The 20,537-nt window shown below is 72.9% G+C and carries 23 protein-coding genes; 14 read left to right on the top strand and 9 right to left on the bottom strand.

What is annotated here, in order from left to right; genetic code table 11:
* The first annotated feature begins 176 nt into the window (after positions 1-176).
* Together ASD48_RS25575 and ASD48_RS25570 are read left to right on the top strand one after the other, a co-directional pair.
* A complete protein-coding gene (locus tag ASD48_RS25575; RefSeq protein WP_057604053.1) occupies positions 177-1,631 on the top strand; it encodes an aldehyde dehydrogenase family protein in 1,455 nt (484 codons plus the stop codon).
* Positions 1,632-1,661: 30 nt separating this feature from the next.
* Positions 1,662-2,768, top strand: a complete 1,107-nt coding sequence (locus ASD48_RS25570; protein WP_057604052.1) for an NAD(P)-dependent alcohol dehydrogenase — start codon at positions 1,662-1,664, stop codon at positions 2,766-2,768.
* A 7-nt stretch (positions 2,769-2,775) separates the two neighbouring features.
* On the opposite strand, the gene ASD48_RS25565 is transcribed toward ASD48_RS25570, so the two are convergent.
* Entirely contained in the window at positions 2,776-3,726 is a 951-nt protein-coding gene (locus ASD48_RS25565) for an NADP-dependent oxidoreductase (RefSeq protein WP_057604051.1), read from the bottom strand.
* A 71-nt stretch (positions 3,727-3,797) separates the two neighbouring features.
* Between ASD48_RS25565 and ASD48_RS25560 the strand changes: the two genes are divergently transcribed.
* Positions 3,798-4,754, top strand: a complete 957-nt coding sequence (locus ASD48_RS25560) for a helix-turn-helix domain-containing protein (RefSeq protein ID WP_057604050.1) — start codon at positions 3,798-3,800, stop codon at positions 4,752-4,754.
* A gap of 73 nt (positions 4,755-4,827) precedes the next feature.
* Complete coding sequence (locus tag ASD48_RS25555; protein ID WP_057604049.1) at positions 4,828-5,682, top strand: hypothetical protein; 855 nt, start codon at positions 4,828-4,830, stop codon at positions 5,680-5,682.
* 7 nt (positions 5,683-5,689) lie between these two features.
* On the opposite strand, the gene ASD48_RS25550 is transcribed toward ASD48_RS25555, so the two are convergent.
* Both ASD48_RS25550 and ASD48_RS25545 read right to left on the bottom strand, forming a co-directional pair.
* Entirely contained in the window at positions 5,690-6,253 is a 564-nt protein-coding gene (locus tag ASD48_RS25550) for a TetR/AcrR family transcriptional regulator (protein ID WP_057604048.1), read from the bottom strand.
* Entirely contained in the window at positions 6,250-6,612 is a 363-nt protein-coding gene (locus tag ASD48_RS25545; RefSeq protein ID WP_057604047.1) for a DUF1304 domain-containing protein, read from the bottom strand. The genes ASD48_RS25550 and ASD48_RS25545 overlap by 4 nt, the downstream gene beginning before the upstream one ends.
* Positions 6,613-6,746: 134 nt before the next feature.
* On the opposite strand from ASD48_RS25545, the gene ASD48_RS25540 reads away from it, so the two are divergent.
* Positions 6,747-7,211 carry a pyridoxamine 5'-phosphate oxidase family protein gene (locus ASD48_RS25540; RefSeq protein WP_057604046.1) on the top strand — a complete coding sequence of 155 codons (465 nt, stop codon included), beginning with the start codon at positions 6,747-6,749 and terminating at the stop codon, positions 7,209-7,211.
* Between the two features lie 74 nt (positions 7,212-7,285).
* The gene (locus ASD48_RS25535) at positions 7,286-7,678 is read left to right on the top strand and encodes a VOC family protein (protein WP_057604045.1); all 393 of its coding nucleotides are present in this window, start codon (positions 7,286-7,288) and stop codon (positions 7,676-7,678) included.
* A 144-nt stretch (positions 7,679-7,822) separates the two neighbouring features.
* Here the strand turns inward: ASD48_RS25535 and ASD48_RS25530 are convergent, their stop codons facing one another.
* Positions 7,823-8,119: a DUF4235 domain-containing protein gene (locus ASD48_RS25530; RefSeq protein WP_020127674.1), complete on the bottom strand. Its 297-nt coding sequence runs from the start codon at positions 8,117-8,119 to the stop codon at positions 7,823-7,825.
* 42 nt (positions 8,120-8,161) lie between these two features.
* A complete protein-coding gene (locus ASD48_RS25525) occupies positions 8,162-9,181 on the bottom strand; it encodes a glutathione S-transferase C-terminal domain-containing protein (RefSeq protein WP_057604044.1) in 1,020 nt (339 codons plus the stop codon).
* 124 nt (positions 9,182-9,305) lie between these two features.
* Between ASD48_RS25525 and ASD48_RS25520 the strand changes: the two genes are divergently transcribed.
* Positions 9,306-10,409, top strand: coding sequence for a cation diffusion facilitator family transporter (locus ASD48_RS25520; RefSeq protein WP_242432739.1), 1,104 nt, complete (start codon positions 9,306-9,308; stop codon positions 10,407-10,409).
* Between the two features lie 144 nt (positions 10,410-10,553).
* Here the strand turns inward: ASD48_RS25520 and ASD48_RS25515 are convergent, their stop codons facing one another.
* Both ASD48_RS25515 and ASD48_RS25510 read right to left on the bottom strand, forming a co-directional pair.
* Entirely contained in the window at positions 10,554-11,003 is a 450-nt protein-coding gene (locus tag ASD48_RS25515) for a nitroreductase family deazaflavin-dependent oxidoreductase (protein WP_057604043.1), read from the bottom strand.
* Positions 11,004-11,110: 107 nt separating this feature from the next.
* Positions 11,111-11,734: a LysE family transporter gene (locus ASD48_RS25510; RefSeq protein WP_057604042.1), complete on the bottom strand. Its 624-nt coding sequence runs from the start codon at positions 11,732-11,734 to the stop codon at positions 11,111-11,113.
* A gap of 300 nt (positions 11,735-12,034) precedes the next feature.
* Between ASD48_RS25510 and ASD48_RS25505 the strand changes: the two genes are divergently transcribed.
* On the top strand, positions 12,035-13,270 hold the full coding sequence (locus ASD48_RS25505; protein ID WP_057604041.1) for a cytochrome P450: 1,236 nt from the start codon (positions 12,035-12,037) through the stop codon (positions 13,268-13,270).
* Between the two features lie 9 nt (positions 13,271-13,279).
* A complete protein-coding gene (locus ASD48_RS25500; protein ID WP_057604040.1) occupies positions 13,280-13,483 on the top strand; it encodes a ferredoxin in 204 nt (67 codons plus the stop codon).
* A gap of 114 nt (positions 13,484-13,597) precedes the next feature.
* Here the strand turns inward: ASD48_RS25500 and ASD48_RS25495 are convergent, their stop codons facing one another.
* Entirely contained in the window at positions 13,598-14,176 is a 579-nt protein-coding gene (locus ASD48_RS25495; protein WP_057604039.1) for a TetR/AcrR family transcriptional regulator, read from the bottom strand.
* 116 nt (positions 14,177-14,292) lie between these two features.
* On the opposite strand from ASD48_RS25495, the gene ASD48_RS25490 reads away from it, so the two are divergent.
* From ASD48_RS25490 to ASD48_RS25480, 3 genes are all read left to right on the top strand, one after another.
* A complete protein-coding gene (locus tag ASD48_RS25490; RefSeq protein ID WP_057604038.1) occupies positions 14,293-14,754 on the top strand; it encodes a nuclear transport factor 2 family protein in 462 nt (153 codons plus the stop codon).
* A 9-nt stretch (positions 14,755-14,763) separates the two neighbouring features.
* Entirely contained in the window at positions 14,764-15,279 is a 516-nt protein-coding gene (locus ASD48_RS25485; RefSeq protein WP_057604037.1) for a flavoprotein, read from the top strand.
* Positions 15,280-15,367: 88 nt separating this feature from the next.
* Positions 15,368-16,336: an aldo/keto reductase gene (locus ASD48_RS25480; RefSeq protein ID WP_057604036.1), complete on the top strand. Its 969-nt coding sequence runs from the start codon at positions 15,368-15,370 to the stop codon at positions 16,334-16,336.
* A 42-nt stretch (positions 16,337-16,378) separates the two neighbouring features.
* On the opposite strand, the gene ASD48_RS25475 is transcribed toward ASD48_RS25480, so the two are convergent.
* Positions 16,379-17,203 (bottom strand): phytanoyl-CoA dioxygenase family protein, encoded by an 825-nt coding sequence (locus ASD48_RS25475; RefSeq protein WP_057604035.1) that lies wholly within the window; start codon positions 17,201-17,203, stop codon positions 16,379-16,381.
* 68 nt (positions 17,204-17,271) lie between these two features.
* On the opposite strand from ASD48_RS25475, the gene ASD48_RS25470 reads away from it, so the two are divergent.
* Positions 17,272-18,231 carry a helix-turn-helix domain-containing protein gene (locus ASD48_RS25470; protein WP_057604034.1) on the top strand — a complete coding sequence of 320 codons (960 nt, stop codon included), beginning with the start codon at positions 17,272-17,274 and terminating at the stop codon, positions 18,229-18,231.
* Positions 18,232-18,536: 305 nt separating this feature from the next.
* Positions 18,537-20,537, top strand: coding sequence for an RICIN domain-containing protein (locus ASD48_RS25465; RefSeq protein WP_057604033.1), 2,001 nt, complete (start codon positions 18,537-18,539; stop codon positions 20,535-20,537).

Genomic DNA, 20,537 nt, shown 5'->3' with positions numbered 1-20,537 from the left:
GTAGAGCAGGGACGGGGGTGTCCGGTGGGGCTGAGGTGCGGACGCTGCCTTGGTTGTCTGGGTGCCGGCCATGATGCCGAGCGTAGACCATTGACAGGAAACCTGTCTGTAATGAGACTGCGGACCAACAGGAATCCTGTTTGTTGAAATCTTGGCGACGATGCTGAGGAGTGGTGATGACCACCTTCGAGATCGACCCCGGTCGACTGTTCATCGGGGGACAGTGGCGCGAGGCGGCGGACGGCGCGCGGACCGAGGTGGTCGACCCGTCCCGGGGCGCGGTCGTCACCACCGTCGCGGAGGCGGGCGCCGCCGACGTCGACGCGGCCGTAGGGGCCGCGCGCGCGGCCTTCGACGCCGGGCAGTGGTCCGCGCTGAGCGGCCGGGAGCGCGGCCGCGTCCTGCTCCGGGTGGCGGAGCTGATCCGTGCGGAGGCCGACGAGATCGCCCGGCTGGAGAGCCTGGACGTCGGCAAGCCGATCACCCTGGCGCACGCGGTCGACGTCACGAACGCGGCCAACGACTACGAGTACTTCGCCTCCCTCGCCTTCTCCCTGGACGGCGCGATCCGCGACACCCCGATGAACGCCCTCGCCTACACCAAGCGCGGCCCGATCGGCGTGGTCGCCGCGATCACCCCGTTCAACTTCCCGCTGATCCTGGCCGGTTCGAAGATCGCCCCGGCGCTCGCGGCCGGCAACACGGTCGTCCACAAGCCCGCCGACGAGACCCCGCTCAGCGCCCTGTACATGGCCGGACTGTTCCAGCGGGCCGGCGTCCCCGACGGGGTGGTCAACGTCGTCACCGGCGCGGGCCCGGTCGCCGGTGAGGCGCTGCTGCGGCACCCCGGCGTGGACAAGATCGCGTTCACCGGTTCCACCGCGATCGGCCGGCACGCCGCGAGCGTCGCCGGCGAGAACCTCAAGCCGGTCACCATGGAGCTCGGCGGCAACGCCGCGCACATCGTCTTCGAGGACGCCGACCTGGAGAAGGCCGTCGGCGCCGTCATCAAGGGCTTCGTCTTCAACACCGGCCAGTTCTGCATGGGCGGCCCACGGCTGCTGGTGGCCCGCCCGGTCTACCGCACCCTGTTGAACATCCTCGCCGAGGCGGTGCCCGGGGTGCCGGTCGGCGACCCGCGGAAGGCGGAGACCGTCGTCGGCCCGATGGCGGGGGAGAAGCACCTGCGCAAGGTCGAGGAGTACGTCGAACTGGCCCGCAAGGAGGGTGCCCGCATCGTCTGCGGAGGCGAGCGGCTCGACCTCGACGGCGGCTACTACTACCGGCCCACCGTGATCGCCGACCTCGCGAACGACTCCCGTGTGATCCAGGAGGAGATCTTCGGCCCGGTGCTCACCGTCCAGCCCTTCGACGACGAGGACGAGGCCGTCGCGCTGGCCAACTCCACGCCGTACGGCCTGGCTTCGGGCGTCCAGACCGGCAGCCTGGCCCGCGCGCACCGCGTCGCCGACCGCCTCCAGGCCGGCATCGTCTGGGTGAACGACTGGGCGATGCTCGACCCGGCCGTCCCCTTCGGCGGCGTCAAGGACTCCGGCTTCGGCCGCGAATACGGTCCCGAGGCGCTCAACGCGTACACCAAGGTCAAGTCCGTCGTCGTCTCGCTCGACTGAACGCGCCGCGAAACAAAGGGAGTCCGACCGATGTCCATCACCACCCGCGCCGCCGTCGTCGAGTCCGGCGGAGCCCCCTTCACCCTGTCCGACGTCGTCCTCGACGACCCCGCCCCGCACGAGGCGGTCGTCCGTCTGGTGGCGGCCGGACTCTGTCACACCGACCTCGGCGTGGCGAGCGGCGGACTGCCCTTCCCGCTGCCCGGAGTCCTCGGCCACGAGGGCGCCGGCGTCGTGGAGTCGGTCGGCTCGGCCGTCACCGGGGTGGCACCCGGCGACCATGTCGTGCTGTCCTTCACCTCCTGCGGCGACTGCCGCAACTGCCACGGCGGCCATCCCGCCTACTGCGCCACCTGGCTGCCGCTGAACCTCATCGGCGGCCGCCGGGCCGACGGCACCGGCACGATCAGCCGGGACGGCGAGCCCCTCGGCGGCCACTTCTTCGGCCAGTCCTCCTTCGCCGAGCGGGCCCTGGTCGACGAGCGCAGCCTCGTCAAGGTCGATCCCGGAGTGCCCCTGGCATCCATCGCCCCGCTGGGCTGCGGGGTCCAGACCGGCGTCGGCGCCGTCTGGAACGTACTGAAGCCGGCGACCGGCAGCACGGTCGTCGTCCTCGGCGCGGGCGCCGTCGGACTGTCGGCGGTCATGGCGGCCGCCCTCACCCCGGCCACCACGATCATCGCGGTCGACCGGGTCGCCGAACGCCTCCAGCTGGCCAAGGAACTGGGCGCCACGCACACCGTCGACGCGAGCGCGGTCGCCCCGGCCGAGGCGGTCACCGGGATCACCGGCGGGCGGGGCGCCGACGGCATCGTGGAGACCACGGGCAACACGGCCGTGCTGCGCCAGGGGGTCGACGCGCTCGCCGCCCGCGGCACTCTCGTCGTCGTGGGCGCACCGCCCTTCGGCAGTGAGGTCGCCCTCGACGTCAACGGGCTGCTGGGCGGCAAGCGGGTCGTCGGGCTCACCCTCGGCGACAGCGAGACGCAGTCCTTCATCCCGGCCCTGGTCGAGCTGGTCAAGGAGGGCCGCCTCCCGCTGGACCGCCTGATCGGCACCTATCCGTTCGCGGACATCGACCGGGCGGTGCGGGACATGACCGAGGGCAGGACCATCAAGCCCGTGCTGCTGTTCTGACGGTCCGTCAGTCGACCGTCAGGACCAGCTTGCCGGTGGTCCGGCCGGTGTCGCCGAGCGTGTGCGCCTCGGCGGCATCGGCCAGCGGGAACGTCCCCGCGATCGTGGGGCGCAGCTTCCCCGTCCCGGCCAGTTCGGCGATCGTCCGCATCCCGGCCCGGTCGGCGTCAACGAGCATCCGCACCGCCCGGACGCCGAGCCGCTCCGCCTCCTCGTAGAACTCGTCCGACCCGACCGGCAGGATCGACACCACGATCCCGCCCGGCCGCAGTACGCGCAGGGACCGCACGGAGGTGTCCCCGCCCAGCGTGTCCAGGACCACGTCGACGTCCTTGACGGCCTTGGTGACGTCGTCCTCCCGGTAGTCGATCACCTCGTCGACGCCGAGCTCCCGCAGGAAGTCGTGCTTGCCCGCGCTCGCCGTACCGATCACATGGGCGCCGCGCGCCTTGGCGATCTGCACGGCGACATGGCCCACGCCGCCCGCGGCCGCGTGGATCAGTACCCGCTGCCCGGCCTCGAGGCCGGCGTTCTCGACCAGGGCCTGCCAGGCGGTCAGCGAGACCAGCGGCAGTGCGGCCGCCTCGACGTGGCCGAGCCCGGCCGGCTTGTGCCACAGGGCGCGGACCGGGGCGATGGCGTACTCGGCGTGCGAGCCGTGGCCGTAGGGGTACGGCAGCATGCCGAAGACCTCGTCGCCGGGGGTGAAGGTCGCCACGCCGATGCCGACCGCCTCGACGGTCCCGGAGAGGTCCCAGCCCAGGACGAAGGGCGGTTCGCCCAGGAAGCCGCCCGTGGCGCGGTGCTTCCAGTCGGTCGGGTTGACGCCCGCGGCGCGCACCCGCACCAGTACCTCGTTCGGACGCGGCGCGGGCCGCTCCACTTCCTGTTCCTCGAGGACCTCGGGACCGCCGAGGGCGTTCTGGCTGATGACGCGCATGGTGTTCACAGTGCTCATGGTGAACCAGCCTGCCCGGCCGCGTCCGACCGGGAAATGGCAAGATTGCCAAGCTTCGATAGGATCGTGCCATGCAGGCACAGCAACGCAAGCACCGGGTGGTCGTCCTCGCCCTCGACGGTGTCTACCCCTTCGAACTCGGCATCCCCAGCCGGATCCTCGGCGCGGCCGACGGCCACTACGAGATCCTGACCTGCTCGGTCGACGGCGGACCCGTCCAGACCAACGCCGACTTCACCGTCGGCGTGCAGCACGGTCCCGAGGCGCTGGCCACGGCCGACACGGTCGTCGTCGCCCCGGTGGCGTCCGACTGGATCACCGCCGAACTGCCGGACGGGGTCGCCGAGGCGCTCGCCCGGATCCGCCCCCACGCGCGCATCGTCTCCATCTGCACCGCCGCGTTCGTCCTCGCCGCCGCCGGTCTCCTCGACGGCCGCCGGGCCACCACCCACTGGCAGGTCGCCGAGGCGTTCGGCCGGATGTATCCGCAGGTCGACCTCGACCCGGACGTCCTGTTCGTCGACGACGGCCGGGTGCTGACCTCGGCGGGAGCCGCCTCCGGGGTCGACATCTGTCTGCACCTCGTCCGCAAGGACCACGGCAGTGAACTCGCCAACAAGGTGGCCCGCCGCTGCGTGGTCCCGCCGTTCCGGGACGGCGGCCAGGCGCAGTACATCGAACAGCCCGTTCCCGAGACCGGCCCGGCCAGCACGGCGGCCACCCGCGCCTGGGCCATGGGGCGGCTGGACGAGCCCCTCGCCCTCGCCGACCTCGCCACGCACGCCCGGATGAGCCCGCGCACCTTCGCCCGCCGCTTCCGCGACGAGGTGGGCATCAGTCCCGGCCGCTGGCTGATCCAGCAGCGCGTGGTACACGCCCGGCACCTGCTGGAGGCCAGTGACCTCTCCGTCGACCAGATCGCCGGCCGGGTCGGGTTCGCCACCGGCGCCTCACTGCGCCAGCACCTGCACGCGGCCATCGGCGTCTCCCCCCAGGCGTACCGCAGGACGTTCCAGACGGCCCGCTGAACGTTCCGGACCACTGCCGCGTCACAGGAGCGGACGCGAACGGGCGGCCGAGGGACGGAAACGGGGGACGGGTATGCGCGCACGGTTCGTGGCGTCCGCACTGCTGGTGGTAATGGCGGCCGCGGGATGCGGTGCCGGGGACGAGCAGGACGTGGTCGTCGAGGGGACGCCCCCGGCGACCCCCTACGCCGGTCCGCTGGACATCGCCACGAAGGAGCTGGACGAGAGCACGCCGGAGGCCCTGCGTGTCGCGTCCGGCGCCGCGGGCCGCGCGCTGGAGTGCGACAGGGAGATCTCCTGGGGCGGCGGGCCGGACGGCTGGAGCGAGCGCGACGGCGGTGACACCCCGGAGGAGGGGCTGCGGCTCTACTTCGACCTGTTCGAGCCGGCGGGCCCGCACTCCGGCTTCCGGGTGGAGCGCGCGGAGGCGGACCGGGTGCTGTTCTCGTACGACGTGGCCGGCCGGACGAAGATCGCGGTCGTCGTCGCCCGGGACCAGGAGGAGCGGCCGGGATGGGGCCCGGAGACCAACGCCTCCTGTGATCCGGCCGAACTCCCCGCGAGCGTCACCGACTCCGGCGACGAGGAGATCTGGACGGACCGGCACGGCGGGCGGGTCGCGACCACGACCCTGAGCAGCTACCCCGGCGCCGAGCACTGCGGGTGGCAGACGGCGCACTTCCTGGGGATGGGCCGGGGCGCGGATCACCGGCAGTACGTCCGCGACCCCGACGGCGTGATCGAGGAGGAGCTGCTGACCTCGCCGTACGACGGCGACGCCGCCGTGCCGGCCGACGCCCACGACACCGGGTACCGCTACGGCGACTGGCGGTTGTGGCTGGCGGACGACGCCTCGACGGCGTATGTCCGCACCTCCGACGGCGTCGAGGCCTGGCCCCTGGCGAAGGACATGGTGGCGTGCCGGTGACCGCCGGTCAGCGGCTGGCGTGCAGCGCGACGAGCAGCTGCCACACCTGGTCGGCGATCTCACCGGGCGTGCCCTCGAGGTCGCCGTGCAGCCAGTCCGCCAGCACCCCCGCGAAGGTCGCGGCGACCGCCGAGGCGACCAGGGGCGCGTCGGCCGCGCCGGCCCGCTCCCTTTCCCGCAGGCTGTAGGCCCGCAGATCCCGGTGCAGCACGCGGCCGAGCGGACCGCCGCCGCCCGGCGCGAGCAGGGTGCGGTACAGCGCGGCGTGCGGCGTCAGGGAGCCGAAGAACTCCGGCAGCGCGGCCGGTGCCCGTACCGGGTCGGGCCGCCCCCGCCAGGCGTGCAGCGCCTCCACGGCTTCCCGCACGACGTCCGCGCAGGCGTCGACCGCGAGCGCCTCCAGGTCGGGGTAGTGCACGTAGAAGGTGGCCCGGCCGACCCCCGCCCGCCGTACCAGCGTGGCGACGCCGACCTCCTCCAGCGGCCGCTCCGCGCATTCCTCGAGCAACGCGGTACGCAGCCGCGCCCGGGTGCGGGCCGCGCGCGGGTCCTCGGGCTCGGCGCGGGTCACTGCGCGATCAGGACGGCGGCCAGGGCGAGCGCGCCGGGCAGGGCCTGGGCGACCAGGATCCGGCGGTTCGCCGTCGCGGCGCCGTACACGCCGGCCACGATCACACAGGACAGGAAGAACACCTGCGCCCGGAAGCCGGTCGGGTCGGCCGCGATCAGCCCCCACACCAGGCCCGCCGCGAGGAAACCGTTGTAGAGGCCCTGGTTGGCGGCCAGCGCGGCGGTCCGCTTCGCCATCTCCGCGTCCAGGCCGTGGAACGACATCCCCGGCTTCCTCTGCCACAGGAACATCTCCATCACCAGGATGTAGAGATGCAGCGCGGCCACCAGCGCGACCAGCACGTTCGCCAGGATCTCCATGGTCTCCCTCAATTTCTTGGACAGGTGTCCACTATAACGGGACACCTGTCCAGGAAGTCCAGCGCCGGTGGGAATCGTGACCTCCCGCGCGGGACTCTTGGTGCGAAACGGGCGGCGAGCGCCAGACTGAAACCATGACGCCCGTACCCGCACGCCCCGCGAAGCAGCGCAGGATCGACACCCTCCACCGGCTGGAACACGACGTCGACGCGTGGGTCGCCACGGCCGCCGAGGGCGGCTCGGCCCCCTATCTGGTCCCCCTCTCCTTCGTCTGGGACGGCGCGACCCTGCTCTTCGCCACGCCCGCCACCAGCCCCACCGGCCGCAACCTGCTGGCCACCGGGGTCGCGCGCATCGCCGTCGGCCCGACCCAGGACGTCGTGATGATCGAGGGCACCGCCGTGGCCGTCCCCCCGCTCGAACTGCCGGAGGAGGACGCCGAGATCTTCGCGGGCAAGACCGGCTTCGACCCGCGCGAACTGGCCGCGCCCTACCTGTACTTCCGGGTCCTCCCCGGCCGGATCCAGGCCTGGCGGACGGCCGACGAGATCCAGGGGCGGGAGCTGATGCGGGACGGGGCGTGGCTGGTGGCCGACTGAAACCGGGGTATCCGCAAGGTCCGGGGGGCGGGAACCGCCCGCCCCGGGCCGGACCTCGCGGAGGAGACGACGACATGGCAGTGGTGAAAGCGGGCGTTGTGGTGCTCGACTGTGCCGAGCCCGAGAAGCTCGCCGAGTTCTACAAGGGGCTGCTGGACGCCGAGGAGATCGTCGCGTCCGCCAACCGCGTGGAGATCAGGGGCGCCGACGGCACCCGGCTGGCCTTCCGGCGCGACGTGAACGCGACCCCGCCGAGCTGGCCCCGCCCCGAGAACTCCTTTCAGGCCCACCTGGACTTCCTCGTCGACGACCTCGACGAGGTGGAACGCAGGGTCGTGGGCCTGGGCGGCCGCCCCCTGGAGACCAAGGGCGCGCCCGGCCCGCACGAGGAGCGCGGCTACTCCGACCCGTCCGGCCACTCCTTCACCATCCGTCTCGAGCCCCCCACGGCACCGAAGCAGGGCTGAAGCCGGGTACGGGAGCGGCCCGGCCCTCACCCGGACGACGCCGGAGAGGGCCGGGCCGCGGTCGCGCCGACGGCACCCCGGCGAAGCCCGGACGGGCGCCGTGGGTCCACCGCCGGCCGCGGCCGGTCCCGGAGGACGGTCCGCTCAGTCCCGGCCGCCCTTGTCCTGGGCCGGCCACACGCCCGTGGACCGTTCGATCGCCTTGGCGCCGGTACGGTCGGCGGCGCTGCGGACCGCCGCGAAGATCGCGCCCTGGACCGCCGCGGCCAGCAGGATCTCGCCCCACCCGCGGTCCCGGTCGAGAGCGTCCGGAGCGTCGTCCTCGTGTCGTATCGCCTTCCACGCCTTGCGGAACGCGGCTCCCGCCAGGGCGCCGCTCGCCCAGCCGAGCACGAAACCGACGGGCTTGTAGACAAGGGGGAGTTTCCTCTTCTTGGCCACGTGTGTCTCACTCCTTCTTGCGGTGTTGCGTGGATGGGGGTCTCAGGGCCGCCCTCGCGCCGGAACCTCCTCGTCGACGCGGACCGGACCGGGCGGTGTCCCGGTGCCGAACGGACGGCCGCCGAGTTCCTCGCGGTGGTGGGCGGCGTGCCAGTCGGTCAGATCCGGGCCGAGGGGGACGATCCGGGTCGGGTTGATGCCGGTGTGCACCCGGTAGTAGTGCCGCTTGATGTGGTCGAAGTCGACGGTGTCGCCGAAGCCGGGCGTCTGGAAGAGATCCCGGGCGTACGCCCACAGGACCGGATTCTCCGTCAGCTTCCAGCGGTTGCACTTGAAGTGGCCGTGATAGACGGCGTCGAAACGCACCAGTGTGGTGAACAGCCGGATGTCCGCCTCGGTGATCGTGTCCCCCACCAGGTAACGCTGCCGGGCCAGCCGGGACGCCAGCAGCTCCAGTCGCCGGAACACCCCCGCGCAGGCCTGCTCGTACGTGCCCTGCTCATGGGCGAACCCCGCCCGGTACACCCCGTTGTTGACGTCCTCGTACACGTCGGCCATGACCGTGTCGATCTCGTCGCGCAGCCCGTCGGGATAGAGGTCGGGGGCACCCGGCCGGTGCAGCGCCGTCCATTCGGTGGCGAGGTCCAGGGTGAGCTGCTGGTAGTCGTTCGTCACCAGCTCGCCGCTGGGCACGTCCACGATCGCCGGCACGCTGACGCCGTCCCCGTGGTCGCGCTCCCGGCGCTCGTACGCCTCGCTGAGATAGCGGATGCCGAGGACGGGGTCGCGCCCGTCCGGGTCGAGGGTGAAGCGCCAGCTGCGGTCGTCCTGGATGGGGTCGGCGATCGCCATCGGCAGCGCGTCCTCCAGGCCGAGAAGGCGCCGGGAGATCACCGCCCGGCTCGCCCACGGGCAGGCACGGCTGACCACCAGACGGTAACGGCCCGCCGTCACGGGCCAGCCGTCCCGGCCGTCCGCCGTGATCCGGTCGGTGAAGTGACTCTTGGACCGCTGGAACGCCTTGTGGCCGTACGCGCTGTTGCCGTCGCCCCCGCCGCTCATGGTTCCTCCCGCTGGCATCCGTGCTTCCGTGCATGTCCTGTGCCCTGCATGTCCTGCTGAACGCGTTCCCCGATTTCCGCCGACGGCACGGTATGAGCCCGATCTGCCTGGGCAGTCGGCGATGGTGACAGGGACATCTGCAGAGCGCCAGACCGCACGGACCGCCGATCGGACCGCCGATCGGACCGCCGAAGGGAACGTCGAAGGGAACGCCGAAACGACCACCGGAAGGGCGGCCGCGGAGAAGGCGCCGGGGAGAGGAGAGCGCACCGCCGAGTCGCGCGCCGACCGCAGGACCCGCGTCACCGTCCTGGTGGCGCTCGCCGCCAACCTGGTGATCGCCGTGGCCAAGGCCGCGGGCGGTCTGTTCGCGGGCTCGCCCGCCCTGCTGTCGGAGGCCGCGCACTCCGTCGCCGACAGTCTGAACGAGGTCTTCCTCCTCGCCGCACTGCGCCGCAGCCGACGCCCGGCCGACGCACGGCACCCCTTCGGCTACGGCAAGGAGCGCTTCTTCTGGTCGCTGCTCGCCGCCGTGGGGATCTTCGTCATGGGCGGCTGCTTCTCCTTCTTCCAGGGCGTCGAGGCCCTGCGGTCGGGCGTCGACGAGGAGCTCAGCGGCTATGTGGTGGGCCTGATCGTGCTCGGTGTCGCCTTCCTCGCCGAGGGCGTCTCACTGCTGCGGGCCCTGCACCAGGTACGCAAGCAGGGGGGCGGTCTCGCGGGCCTGCGCGACCCGGCCCTGCGCACGGTCGTCGCCGAGGACGGCACCGCCGTGCTCGGCGTCACCCTGGCCGCGATCGGCATGGTTCTGCACATGGTGACCGGGCAGGTCGTGTGGGAGGCCTCCGCCTCGCTGGCGATCGGCGCGCTGCTCGTCTACGTCGCCTACCGGCTGGGGCGCGAGGCCCGCGACCAGCTCATCGGCGAGGCCGCCGACCCGGAGACCGGGGCGCGGATCCGCGCGCTGCTCGACGCCCAGCCCGAGATCGACAGCGTGGAAGCGCTGTTCACGATGAAGATGGGCCTCGACGCGGCCCTCGTGGCGGCCCGGGTCGACCTCATGCCGGGCCTGGACAGCGAGCGGGTCGAGGAGATCGCCGTGCGCATCAAGCGCTCGATCGCGGCGAAGGTGCCCGAGGCGGACCAGGTCTTCCTCGACGTGACCGACCGGGGCGCGCGAGAGGCAGCGGAAAGCCCCGCCGCGACGGGGGAACGCGGCGGGGCCTGACAGTCGGGTGCCCGGGGGGAGCACCGTCATGCGTTCACTGTGACAGATTTTTCTACGGCATCGTCGAGGAGTCCTGGAGGAGTCCTCGAAGGGCGCTCGAACGGCGCCCGGAGGGGCACCTTCCGCACCCGCGCGGCGGCCGTCTCAGCCGCCGGCGGCGGGCTCCACGACGAACACCGGGATCTCCCGGTCCGTCTTCTTCTGGTAGTCCGCGTACTGCGGGAACGCGGCGACGGCGCGCTTCCACCACTCGGCCTTCTCCGCGCCGGTGACCTCACGGGCCGTCATGTCCTGCTTCACGGGGCCGTCCTGGAGCTCCACCTGGGTGTCGGCCTTGACGTTGTGGTACCAGACCGGGTGCTTCGGCGCACCGCCCAGCGAGGCGACCAGGGCGTAGCGGCCCTCGTGCTCGACCCGCATCAGCGGCGTCTTGCGCAGCTTCCCGCTCTTCGCGCCCCGGGTCGTCAGCAGGATGACCGGCAGTCCCGTGTCGAGCAGCGTCGTCCCCTCGGTGCCGCCGGAGCGCTCGTACAGCTCCACCTGTTCGCGCACCCACTGGGTCGGGCTGGCTTCGTACTCGCCTTCGAGAGGCATGGCATCCGTCTCCTTCGTCTTCGCGCCGCGTCGTTCGCGTCACGTACGTCCGACTCGCAACCCGGTTCAACACCGCCGGCCGCGAGATTCATCCGCCCCGGGGCCTCCTAGATCACCATCCGCACGGCCAGCACCGTCATCACCCCGCTCGACACGAGTGCCGTCGCCAGCCGCCCCCGGTGTCCGGTCAGCACGCGGCCCAGCAGCGCGCCGCCACCGGCGAGCGACACCTGCCAGCTCGCGGACGCGGCAAAGGCCGCCAGCACGAACACGCCCTGTTCCAGCGGCCGTACGGACGCGGTGGTGCCGGTGCCGAGAACCAGGGCGGCGAAGTAGATCACGGTCGTCGGGTTGAGGAGGGTGATGCCGAACAGGCTCAGACAGGCCCGGGCCGGGCTCGGTGGAGGGGGCGCGGACCGGGTGCTGAGCCGCCGGGCCCGGTACTGGCGTACGGCCGCCACGGCGCCGCGTGCCGCCAGGGCCAGCAGGACCAGCGCCGAGGCCCAGCGCAGCGGCGTCAGCACCGGCCGCAGTACGGCCGCGACGGCGGCGCCCCCGACCGTGGCGACCAGGGCGTAGAGGCCGTCCGCGAGGGCGACGCCGAGCGCGGCGCACACCCCGGTGCGCAGGGAGGTGCGGGCGGTGAGGGAGACGAGGTAGGTCGCGACCGCGCCGACGGGTACGGCGATGCCGTAGCCCGCGACCAGGCCCGCGACGAGCGCGGCCGTCACGGTCGCGCGGTATCGGGCCTCCGGGGACGGCCGGGCTGCTGTCGGCGGGGCGCCGGAAGGGTGGTGGCGTACGTCGGCGGCAGGAGGGCGTCGAAAGTGGACATGGCCGGATCCTGCGGGTGAAGGCGGGGCGGCGGCAATCGGTTTTCCCGGCGCCGTCCCAAGAGTGGCGCTTCGGAGCGTACGGTTCCGGCCGAACCGCCCCATTGGTCGATCTGGCCGAACTGCGCGTCGCCCTATAGGTGCCCGGGGCATCTAATGAAGATCGGCATGACGCACCCTTCGTCTGCGAGGTCACCCATGACGGACACGACCGACACCACGGGCCTGACGGAGGTGAGGCGCGGGCCGGCTCCCGTCGCCTTCCCGCAGGACCGCACCTGCCCCTATCAGCCGCCCCCCGCCTACGACACCCTGCGCGACTCCCGTCCGCTGGCCCGCGTCACCCTCTACGACGGCCGGGTCGCCTGGCTGGTGACGGGGCACGAGGCGGCCCGCGAGCTGCTCGCCGATCCCCGCCTGTCGACCGACCGCACCCGTCCCGGCTACCCCGCGACCGCACCCCGCTTCAAGGCGCTGCGCGACCGCCGGGCGGCCCTGCTCAACGTCGACGACCCCGAGCACCACGCCCAGCGCCGCCTGCTCGTCGCGAACTTCACCCTCAAACGCGCCACCGCCCTGCGCCCGGCCATCCGGCGGATCGTCGACGAGCGCATCGACGCGATGCTCGCGCAGGGGCCGCCCGCGGAACTCGTGAACGCCTTCGCGCTGCCCGTGCCGTCCACGGTGATCTGCGAACTGCTCGGCGTGCCGTACGCCGACCACGAGTTCTTCGAGGAGCAGTCGCGACGGCTGCTGCGCAGCCGGGTTCCGGAGGAGGTGCGCGTGGCGCGCGACCGGCTCGACGCCTACCTCGGCGCGCTCATCGACCGGAAACTGACGGAGCCGTCCGGCGACGGCGTCCTCGACGCCCTGGTCCACGAGCAGGTGCGCGAAGGCACCGTGGACCGGGAGGAGGCGATCGCGCTGGCCATGATCCTGCTGGTCGCGGGCCACGAGACGACCGCCAACATGATCTCGCTGGGCACCTACGCCCTGCTCCGGCACCCCGAGCGGCTGGCCGAGCTGCGCGCCGAGCCGTCGCGGCTGCCGGCGGCCGTCGAGGAGTTGATGCGGCTGCTGTCCATCGCGGACGGGCTGCTGCGACAGGCCACCGAGGACATCGAGGTGGCCGGGACGAGGATCCGGGCGGGGGAGGGAGTGGTCTTCGCGACGTCCGTGATCAACCGGGACGAGGGCGCCTACCCGGCACCCGACACCCTCGACTGGGACCGCTCCGCCCGCCATCATGTGGCGTTCGGCTTCGGCATCCATCAGTGCCTCGGCCAGAACCTGGCCCGCGCGGAGCTGGAGATCGCCCTGGGCGCGCTCCTGGAGCGGCTCCCCGGGCTGCGGTTGGCCGTGCCCGCCGACGAGGTCCGCTGGAAGCCCGGCGACACCATCCAGGGGATGCTGGAACTCCCCGTGACCTGGTAGGAGGCTCCCGTGACGGACATTCACATCGACACGGGCGTCTGTATCGGCGCCGGCCAGTGCGCGCTGGCGGCCCCGGGCGTCTTCACCCAGGACGACGACGGTTTCAGCGCCCTGCTGCCCGGCCGGGAGGGCGGCGGCGGTGACCCGATGGTGCGGGAGGCCGCACGGGCCTGCCCGGTCGGCGCCATCAAGGTGTCCGACCCGGCCGGATGAGGCGCGGGCGCGGGGTGCGGTGGCGATAGGGCCGACCACGTCCGTCCGCACCCCGTGTCCGCTTCACCCGCTTCCGAGGCCCGCCCGCGTCGGCTGCCGGGCCGGGCCCGGTGGTCAGCCGTCCCCGGACCGACCCGGGGCCGGGGTCCGGCCCAGCAGCAGCCGCGCCGCCTCGCGTGCCTCCGCCGCCGGGGCTGTGCCGCCGCTGATCCCGGCGGTCACCATCGCGCCCTCCGCCAGCAGGAACAGCGGCCCGGTGAGCGCGTCGGGCAGCCCCGCGTCGGCCACGAGCCCGCCGAGGTACTCGCGGAACGCCCGCTTGTGGGCGCGCACCCGACCTGCCACCCGCTCCGAGGTCGCGCCCAGCTCGCCGTAGGCGTTGATCCAGGCGCAGCCGCGGAAGTCCGGCTCGCCGAACCACTCCGCCAGCCAGTCGAAGACGGCCAGGATCCGCTCCCGGGGGTCCTCCCGCCGTGCCACGGACTGCGCGAGCAGCCCGCGCCAGCGCACGTCACGCCGTTCCAGATAGGCCTCCACCAACTGCTCCTTGGCCGGGAACAGCTGGTACAGGCGCTTGAGCGACACCCCCGAGGCGCCCCGGAGGTCGTCCATCCCGACGGACTGCACGCCGCGTCCGTAGAAGAGCTTCTCCGCGGCGTCGAGCGCCTGCTCACGGGCCGTTGCGCTGTCCACGGGCGACCACCGCTCCTCGGGTCTGGTTCCTTGACGGGAGAACGTTCGTTCTCTACGTTAGCAGCCAAGACGGAGAACGCTCGTTCTCCACCGTTCGGGAGCCAACAGGAGACGCCATGCCGGACGCCCGTCCACCCCTGCCGCCCTTCACCCGGGAGACCGCCGCCCGGAAGGTCCAGGCCGCCGAGGACGCCTGGAACACCCGCGACCCGCACCAGGTCGCCCTCGCCTACTCCGAGGACTCGGTCTGGCGCAACCGCGACACCTTCCTCACCGGCCGTGCCGCCATCGTCGAGTTCCTCACCGCCAAATGGGCCCGCGAGCACGAGTACGCGCTCCGCAAGGACCTCTGGGCCCACGACGGCCACCGCATCGCCGTCCGCTTCCAGTACGAGTCGCGCGACGCCACCGGACAGTGCTGGCGCAGCTACGGCAACGAACTGTGGGAGTTCGATGAGCGCGGGCTGATGACCCGCCGGGAGGCGAGCATCGACGACGTGCCGATCGAGGAGGCGGACCGCCGGATCCACGGGCCGCGCCCCGAGGCCGAACGGGGGCTGTCCTTCCCGCTTCAGTAGGGTGCGCGGGTGACCGAACAGGACGAACAGCCGCCCTTTCTCTACGTCGTCGTCTGCGCCGCCGGCATCGCCGCGGACGTCGGCAGGCTGATCGCCGCCGCCCGCGAACGGCAGTGGGGCGTGGGCGTCATCGCGACGCCCCACGCCATGAACGGCTTCTTCGACACCGCCGCCGTCGAGGCGCAGACCGGGCGCCCGATCCGCTCCGCCTGGCGGCGCCCCGGCGACCCGCGGCCGTTCCCCGAGCCCGACGCGGTCCTCGTCGCCCCGGCCACCTTCAACACCATCAACAAATGGGCGGCGGGCATCGCCGACACCCTCGCCCTCGGCACCCTGTGCGAGGTCTCCGGTCTCGGCGTCCCCGTCGGGGTCCTGCCCTGTGTGAACGAGACCCTCGCGCGCCACCCCGCCTACCGGGACAGTCTGATACGGCTGCGCGGCATGGGCGTCCGGTTCGGGCACCCCCACGACCGCGCCCAGGGCGAGGAGTTCGACTGGGAGCGGGCGCTGGACCTGATCGAGTGAGCCGGGCGAAGCCGCACGGTCCCGCCCGTCCGGCCGGACCGACGTACGCTCCACTTCCGTACCCACACCGATGTCAGGAGCGGCCGCGATGCAGTACGTGAAGCTCGGTTCGACGGGGCTGGACGTGTCCAGGATCTGTCTGGGCTGCATGACCTACGGACTTCCCGACCGGGGCGCGCACGAGTGGACCCTCGACGAGGCGGCGTCGCGCCCGCTCATCAGGCAGGCCCTGGACGCGGGCATCACCTTCTTCGACACCGCGAACGTCTACTCCGACGGCACCAGCGAGGAGATCGTCGGCAGGGCCCTGCGCGACTTCGCCCGCCGCGACGAGATCGTGCTCGCGACGAAGGTGAACGGCCGGATGCGGCCCGGACCCAACGGCGCCGGACTGTCCCGCAAGGCGATCCTGTCCGAGATCGACCACAGCCTGCGCCGCCTCGGCACCGACCACGTCGACCTGTACCAGATCCACCGCTTCGACCCGCACACCCCGGTCGAGGAGACGATGGAGGCACTGCACGACCTGGTGAAGGCGGGCAAGGTGCGCTACCTCGGGGCGAGTTCGATGTACGCCTGGCAGTTCTCCAAGATGCAGTACACGGCCGATCGGCACGGCTGGACCAGGTTCGTGTCGATGCAGAACCACTACAACCTCCTCTACCGCGAGGAGGAGCGCGAGATGCTGCCGCTCTGCGCGGACCAGGGCGTCGGCGTACTGCCCTGGAGCCCGCTGGCCCGCGGCCGCCTCACCCGCGACTGGGGCACCGAGACCGGCCGCAGCTCCACGGACGGCTTCGGCGGATCCCTCTACCCGGAGGGCGACCGCGCCACCGTCGAGGCGGTCACCCGCATCGCGGCCGACCGGGGCGTCCCCCGTGCCCGGGTCGCCCTGGCCTGGCTCCTCCACCAGCCCACGGTGACCGCCCCGATCGTGGGAGCCGCGAAGCCCCATCACCTCACCGATGCGGTGGCCGCCACCGAACTGACGCTGACCGAAAAGGAGTTGGCGGAACTGGAGGAGCCCTACCGGCCCCACCCGATCGCCGGCCACTGAACGCGCCCCGCCGCGGGCGCGGGGAACCGCGCGAGCGGAGAGCTAATGCGGGCCCTGCGGTGCGAACTCGGTACCGCAGGGCCCCGCCCCCTCGCTGACCGCCAGCGGGACCCGTTCACCGCTCATGGAGACCGTCCGGTAGTACCGGCCGATCCGTCGCGCAGACCGCCCGGCATAGTGCCCGATGAACGACCGCCGGAACCGGTCCCCACTGGTATTGGGCCCCGACCCGTGCACCAGGCTGCCGTTGAAGAACAGCACGTCACCCGGCGCCATGTCGACCGGCACCGCGGCGAGCCCGGGCGGCGGCGGCACGTACTCGCGCGCGAACGACACCTCCGCGTCCGCCTCCTCGGGGCAGAACAGCCCCGTCCGGTGGGTGCCGGGCACTACCTCCAGCCCGCCGTTGTCCCGGTCGATCACGTCGCAGGCCAGCCAGGCCGCCACGCAGGTGCCCGGCTCGACCCGCAGATAGAAGTTGTCCTGGTGCAGCGCCTGGCCCCGGGCGCCCGGCGGCTTGAAGTAGAACATGCTCTGCGCGGCCAGCACCTCCTCGCCGAGCAGTTCCTCCAGCACGTTGCGCAGCCGCGCGTCCAGCAGCACCTGCCGGGCGAGGGCACTGATCTCGTGCGGGTGCATCACCCTCGGGTACGCGTGCAGCGGGTCGGCGGAGCCGGGGCGCGGTGCGAAGTGCCCGGGCACCGGCCGCCCGGCCGCGTGCAACTCCGTGAACTCGGCACACAGCCGGTCGACCTCGCCGTGCCCGAACAGTCCGCGTACGACGGTGAAGCCGTCCTCCCGGTACTGCCGCAGCCCCGCCGGGGTCAGGACGGGTGTTCCGGCGGCGCCGGTGTCCGTGACGGTCATACTTGCCCTCCTCGGTCCACTGGTCTCGACCGTCACGCTAGGCCTACGCGCTTCCCGGGAGGATGCCCATGCGTGCTGACGACCTGCCCAGGACTGCCGGGTCCGCGGATCCGTCCCCGCCGCCCGGCCTGGTGGTGGTCGGTCACTTCGACGAGGACGCCGGGTACGGCGTCAACCGGCCTCGGGGGTCGGACAGTTGGCTGTTCACCTGGACGACGGGCGGAAGCGGCCTGCTGCGCCAGGGCGGGAGCGAGGTGCGGGCGGGCGCCGGAGACCTGGTGGTGCTCGCGCCCGGCGTCCCGCACGTCTACGCCGTCGAACCCGGCTCCCGGCACTGGCGGTTCTGGTGGGCGCACTGTCGGGCCCGGCCCTCCTGGACTCCCTGGCTCCGTCCCTACGCCACCGACGGCGGCCCGGACGGTCTGTACGCCGTCGGCCCCGTCCCGGCCGCCCTGCACGACCGGATGGAGGGAGCCTGGCGGCGGACGCACGCCGACGCCCGGTGGACCGGCGCAGAACCGCCGGCCGGTGATCCGGGGATCGCGGTCGCCCGTGGCTCCGCGGCCCGGGAACTCGCCCTGTGCGGGCTGGAGGAGGCCGTCCTGCTGGCGGCAGCCTCGGCCCGGCCTCCCGCGTCCCCGCCCGGTCTCGACGACCGTGTCCGCCGGGCGCAGGCGCGGATGGCGGCGGATCCCGGCGCCCCGCACACCGTCCGCTCGCTCGCCGCGGAGGTCGCGTTGTCGCCCTCGCGCTTCGCCCATCTCTTCACGGAGCAGGTCGGCCGTTCCCCGATGCGGGCCCTGCTCGAGACGCGACTGAGCCATGCCGCCCGGCTGCTGGAGGGCACCGACCTGTCCGTGGAACGGGTGGCGTCGGCCTCGGGCTTCGCGAGCGCGTTCCACTTCAGCCGCGTCTTCCGGGCCCGCCACGGCACACCGCCGGGCGCGTACCGGGACGGAATGCGCCCGGTAATTACCGTCCGGAAAGGCACGTCGAAAGGGGCACCAAAAGGGACACCGATACAGTGACCACCCCACAGCGGTTACGCGGTTGACGTTTCGTCAATATTCTTCGTCCCGCGCGCAATGCACGAAACCGTGAGATCCCTTGTTCCGCCTGGTCCGGCTGTGCGAAGGTGAGCCCTGTCGGCGCCCGGACAACGATTTCCCCGGTGCGCGCGAGACACCTCCCGTTCACACCCCCCACGCTTCAAAAGAGCGGTACCCCCCCCGCGGACGTCAGAGGTGCCGAACCCTGTGCGAGTCGATCCCGCTTCGTGGGCGGGATCGCAAACCCGATGGTATGGACTTTATGCCGCATGCCCCCGGAAGGAATGCAGACCGTGAATGACGCAGGCCTGTCGAATTCCCCTTCGGCGCGCCGCTTCGACGCGACGGACGAACAGCTGAGCTCCGAGCTGAAGAAGTGGACGGGGGCGTCACCCGCACTGCATCCCGTCGGTGAGCTGCTGGACCGCCACTGGGCGCCCGCTTTCGCCTATGCACGGCTGTGCACCGACGGCGAGCGCGCGGCGGGCATGCTCACCACGGCCGCCTTCACCCGGCTGTTCGGTGAGAGCCTGCGGCAGAACGGGCCGACCGCCGCGTGGCGTCCCCATCTGCTGGTGACCGTGCGCCGCATCGCCGGTGAATGGGACGCAGACGGCCGCCGTGACCTGCTGCATCCGGCGCTGCGCTCCGAGGGCGAGGACCGTGACCGCGCCGCCGCCCGCCTGCTGCCGCCGCTGAACCGGCGCATCCTGTCCCGGGCGTTCCAGCGGCTGCCGCAGTCCGCGCGCTGCCTGCTCTGGCACATCGAGGTCGAGGCCGAGCCGTTGGCCGTCCCGGCCGGACTGCTGGGCCTGGAGGAGGAGGGCGCCCGGGTCGAACTGCGCCGGGCCCGCGAGCGGCTGCGCGAGGAGTGCCTCCAGGTGCACCGCGAACTCGCCACCGACGACGAGTGCCACCGCTACGACCGGCTGCTGGACGTCACCTGCCGCCGCGGCGGGGCCGACCTCGACCCCGACCTGCGCGGCCACCTGGAGCGGTGCCGGCACTGCCTGCACACCGCCGACCAGCTGCGCCAGTTCGAGGGTCTGCTCGGCGCCGCCCTGGCCGAGGGCATCCTGGGCTGGGCCGCCGCGGCGTATGTGGAGGTCAGGATGGCCGGCGACGGCGAATCCGGCGAGACCCCCGCGGAGCAGCCCCGGAGCTACTCGGGAGAGGCCTTCACCGACGGAACCCCCGCCCCCGCCGCGCCCGGCGCCGGGGCCGGCCCGGACCCCCGCGCGGGGTGGCGTGCGGGGGCGATCGCCCGTATCGGATCGCGGGTCGGTGCCGCCGCGCGCACCGGAGCCGGGTCCGGCGCCGACGCGCGCCCCGGCGGGAGCCGGTCGGCCCACAAGGCGGCCCGCCGCGCCCGCCGGCGCAACCTCGCCGCCGCCGTGCTGACCGTGAGCGGGCTGGTCGTGCTGCCGCTCGGGGTGTGGGCCGCCATCGGCTCCGGGGACGGAGCCGCGCCCGGCGCGGGCAGCGCGTCGGCGAAGACCCCGGCCGCCGGGACGGACACGGCCACCTCCGACCCGTCCTGGGTCGACGTCGGTGAGGACGCCCAGGGCACCCTGCGCGGCCGCCTGCACAACGTGGCCTCCGGGCTGTGCATCGGCATCGTCGGCACCAAGGCCGTCAGCGGCGCCGAGACCGAACTCGCCGCCTGCTCCTCGGTGGCCGGCCAGCAGTGGTCGTACGAACCGGACGGGCTGGTGCGCAGCGCCGCGGACGCCGATCTGTGTCTCGACTCCCACCTGGGCTTCTCGGTGCGGCTGGCCCCGTGCGCGGGAGCCTCCCAGCCCGACCCCAAGAACGTCCGGTACGACTTCACGCTCCAGGGCACGCTGGTCCCGCGCTCGGGTCAGAACCTCGCGCTGGCGCCGGCCGCCACCGACGGGTCGGGCGCCCTCGTCCTGAAGAACCGGGTGGACAGCGCCGCACAGCGCTGGGTGATCGACACCTCGCAGCCCGACCCGCAGATGCAGTTCGTCAACTGGGGCGCCGACAGCACCTCCTCGGGCACCCCGGTGCCGACCCCGACGCCCCGGGCCGCGAAGTCCCCGACGCCGACGCCGTCCGCCACCTCGACCGCCACGAGCCCCACCGGCTCCTCCTCGGGCTCCGACACCCCGTCCTGTTCGTACTACCCGTCCCCCTCCTGCTCGTGGGACGGCCAGTCGGGATACGGCTACGGCGGCTCCGGGTACGGCTACGGCGGCTCCGGGTACGGCGGCGGATACGGGGGATACGGCTCGGGCTCCGGGTTCGGCGGCGGGCGCGACTGA

Source organism: Streptomyces sp. Root1310 (assembly GCF_001426425.1).
Classification (GTDB): Bacteria; Actinomycetota; Actinomycetes; order Streptomycetales; family Streptomycetaceae; genus Streptomyces.
The sequence above is the reverse complement of the archived record's forward strand: the minus strand, read 5'-3'. Positions and strand labels throughout refer to the sequence as shown.

What these genes read in the sequence shown, in the direction of transcription:
- ASD48_RS25575 (WP_057604053.1), top strand. Translation starts at nt 177, where the DNA reads ATGACCACCTTCGAGATCGACCCCGGTCGACTGTTCATCGGGGGACAG.
- ASD48_RS25570 (WP_057604052.1), top strand. Translation starts at nt 1,662, where the DNA reads ATGTCCATCACCACCCGCGCCGCCGTCGTCGAGTCCGGCGGAGCCCCC.
- ASD48_RS25565 (WP_057604051.1), bottom strand. Translation starts at nt 3,726, where the DNA reads ATGAGCACTGTGAACACCATGCGCGTCATCAGCCAGAACGCCCTCGGC.
- ASD48_RS25560 (WP_057604050.1), top strand. Translation starts at nt 3,798, where the DNA reads ATGCAGGCACAGCAACGCAAGCACCGGGTGGTCGTCCTCGCCCTCGAC.
- ASD48_RS25555 (WP_057604049.1), top strand. Translation starts at nt 4,828, where the DNA reads ATGCGCGCACGGTTCGTGGCGTCCGCACTGCTGGTGGTAATGGCGGCC.
- ASD48_RS25545 (WP_057604047.1), bottom strand. Translation starts at nt 6,612, where the DNA reads ATGGAGATCCTGGCGAACGTGCTGGTCGCGCTGGTGGCCGCGCTGCAT.
- ASD48_RS25540 (WP_057604046.1), top strand. Translation starts at nt 6,747, where the DNA reads ATGACGCCCGTACCCGCACGCCCCGCGAAGCAGCGCAGGATCGACACC.
- ASD48_RS25535 (WP_057604045.1), top strand. Translation starts at nt 7,286, where the DNA reads ATGGCAGTGGTGAAAGCGGGCGTTGTGGTGCTCGACTGTGCCGAGCCC.
- ASD48_RS25525 (WP_057604044.1), bottom strand. Translation starts at nt 9,181, where the DNA reads ATGAGCGGCGGGGGCGACGGCAACAGCGCGTACGGCCACAAGGCGTTC.
- ASD48_RS25515 (WP_057604043.1), bottom strand. Translation starts at nt 11,003, where the DNA reads ATGCCTCTCGAAGGCGAGTACGAAGCCAGCCCGACCCAGTGGGTGCGC.
- ASD48_RS25505 (WP_057604041.1), top strand. Translation starts at nt 12,035, where the DNA reads ATGACGGACACGACCGACACCACGGGCCTGACGGAGGTGAGGCGCGGG.
- ASD48_RS25490 (WP_057604038.1), top strand. Translation starts at nt 14,293, where the DNA reads ATGCCGGACGCCCGTCCACCCCTGCCGCCCTTCACCCGGGAGACCGCC.
- ASD48_RS25480 (WP_057604036.1), top strand. Translation starts at nt 15,368, where the DNA reads ATGCAGTACGTGAAGCTCGGTTCGACGGGGCTGGACGTGTCCAGGATC.
- ASD48_RS25475 (WP_057604035.1), bottom strand. Translation starts at nt 17,203, where the DNA reads ATGACCGTCACGGACACCGGCGCCGCCGGAACACCCGTCCTGACCCCG.
- ASD48_RS25470 (WP_057604034.1), top strand. Translation starts at nt 17,272, where the DNA reads ATGCGTGCTGACGACCTGCCCAGGACTGCCGGGTCCGCGGATCCGTCC.
- ASD48_RS25465 (WP_057604033.1), top strand. Translation starts at nt 18,537, where the DNA reads ATGCAGACCGTGAATGACGCAGGCCTGTCGAATTCCCCTTCGGCGCGC.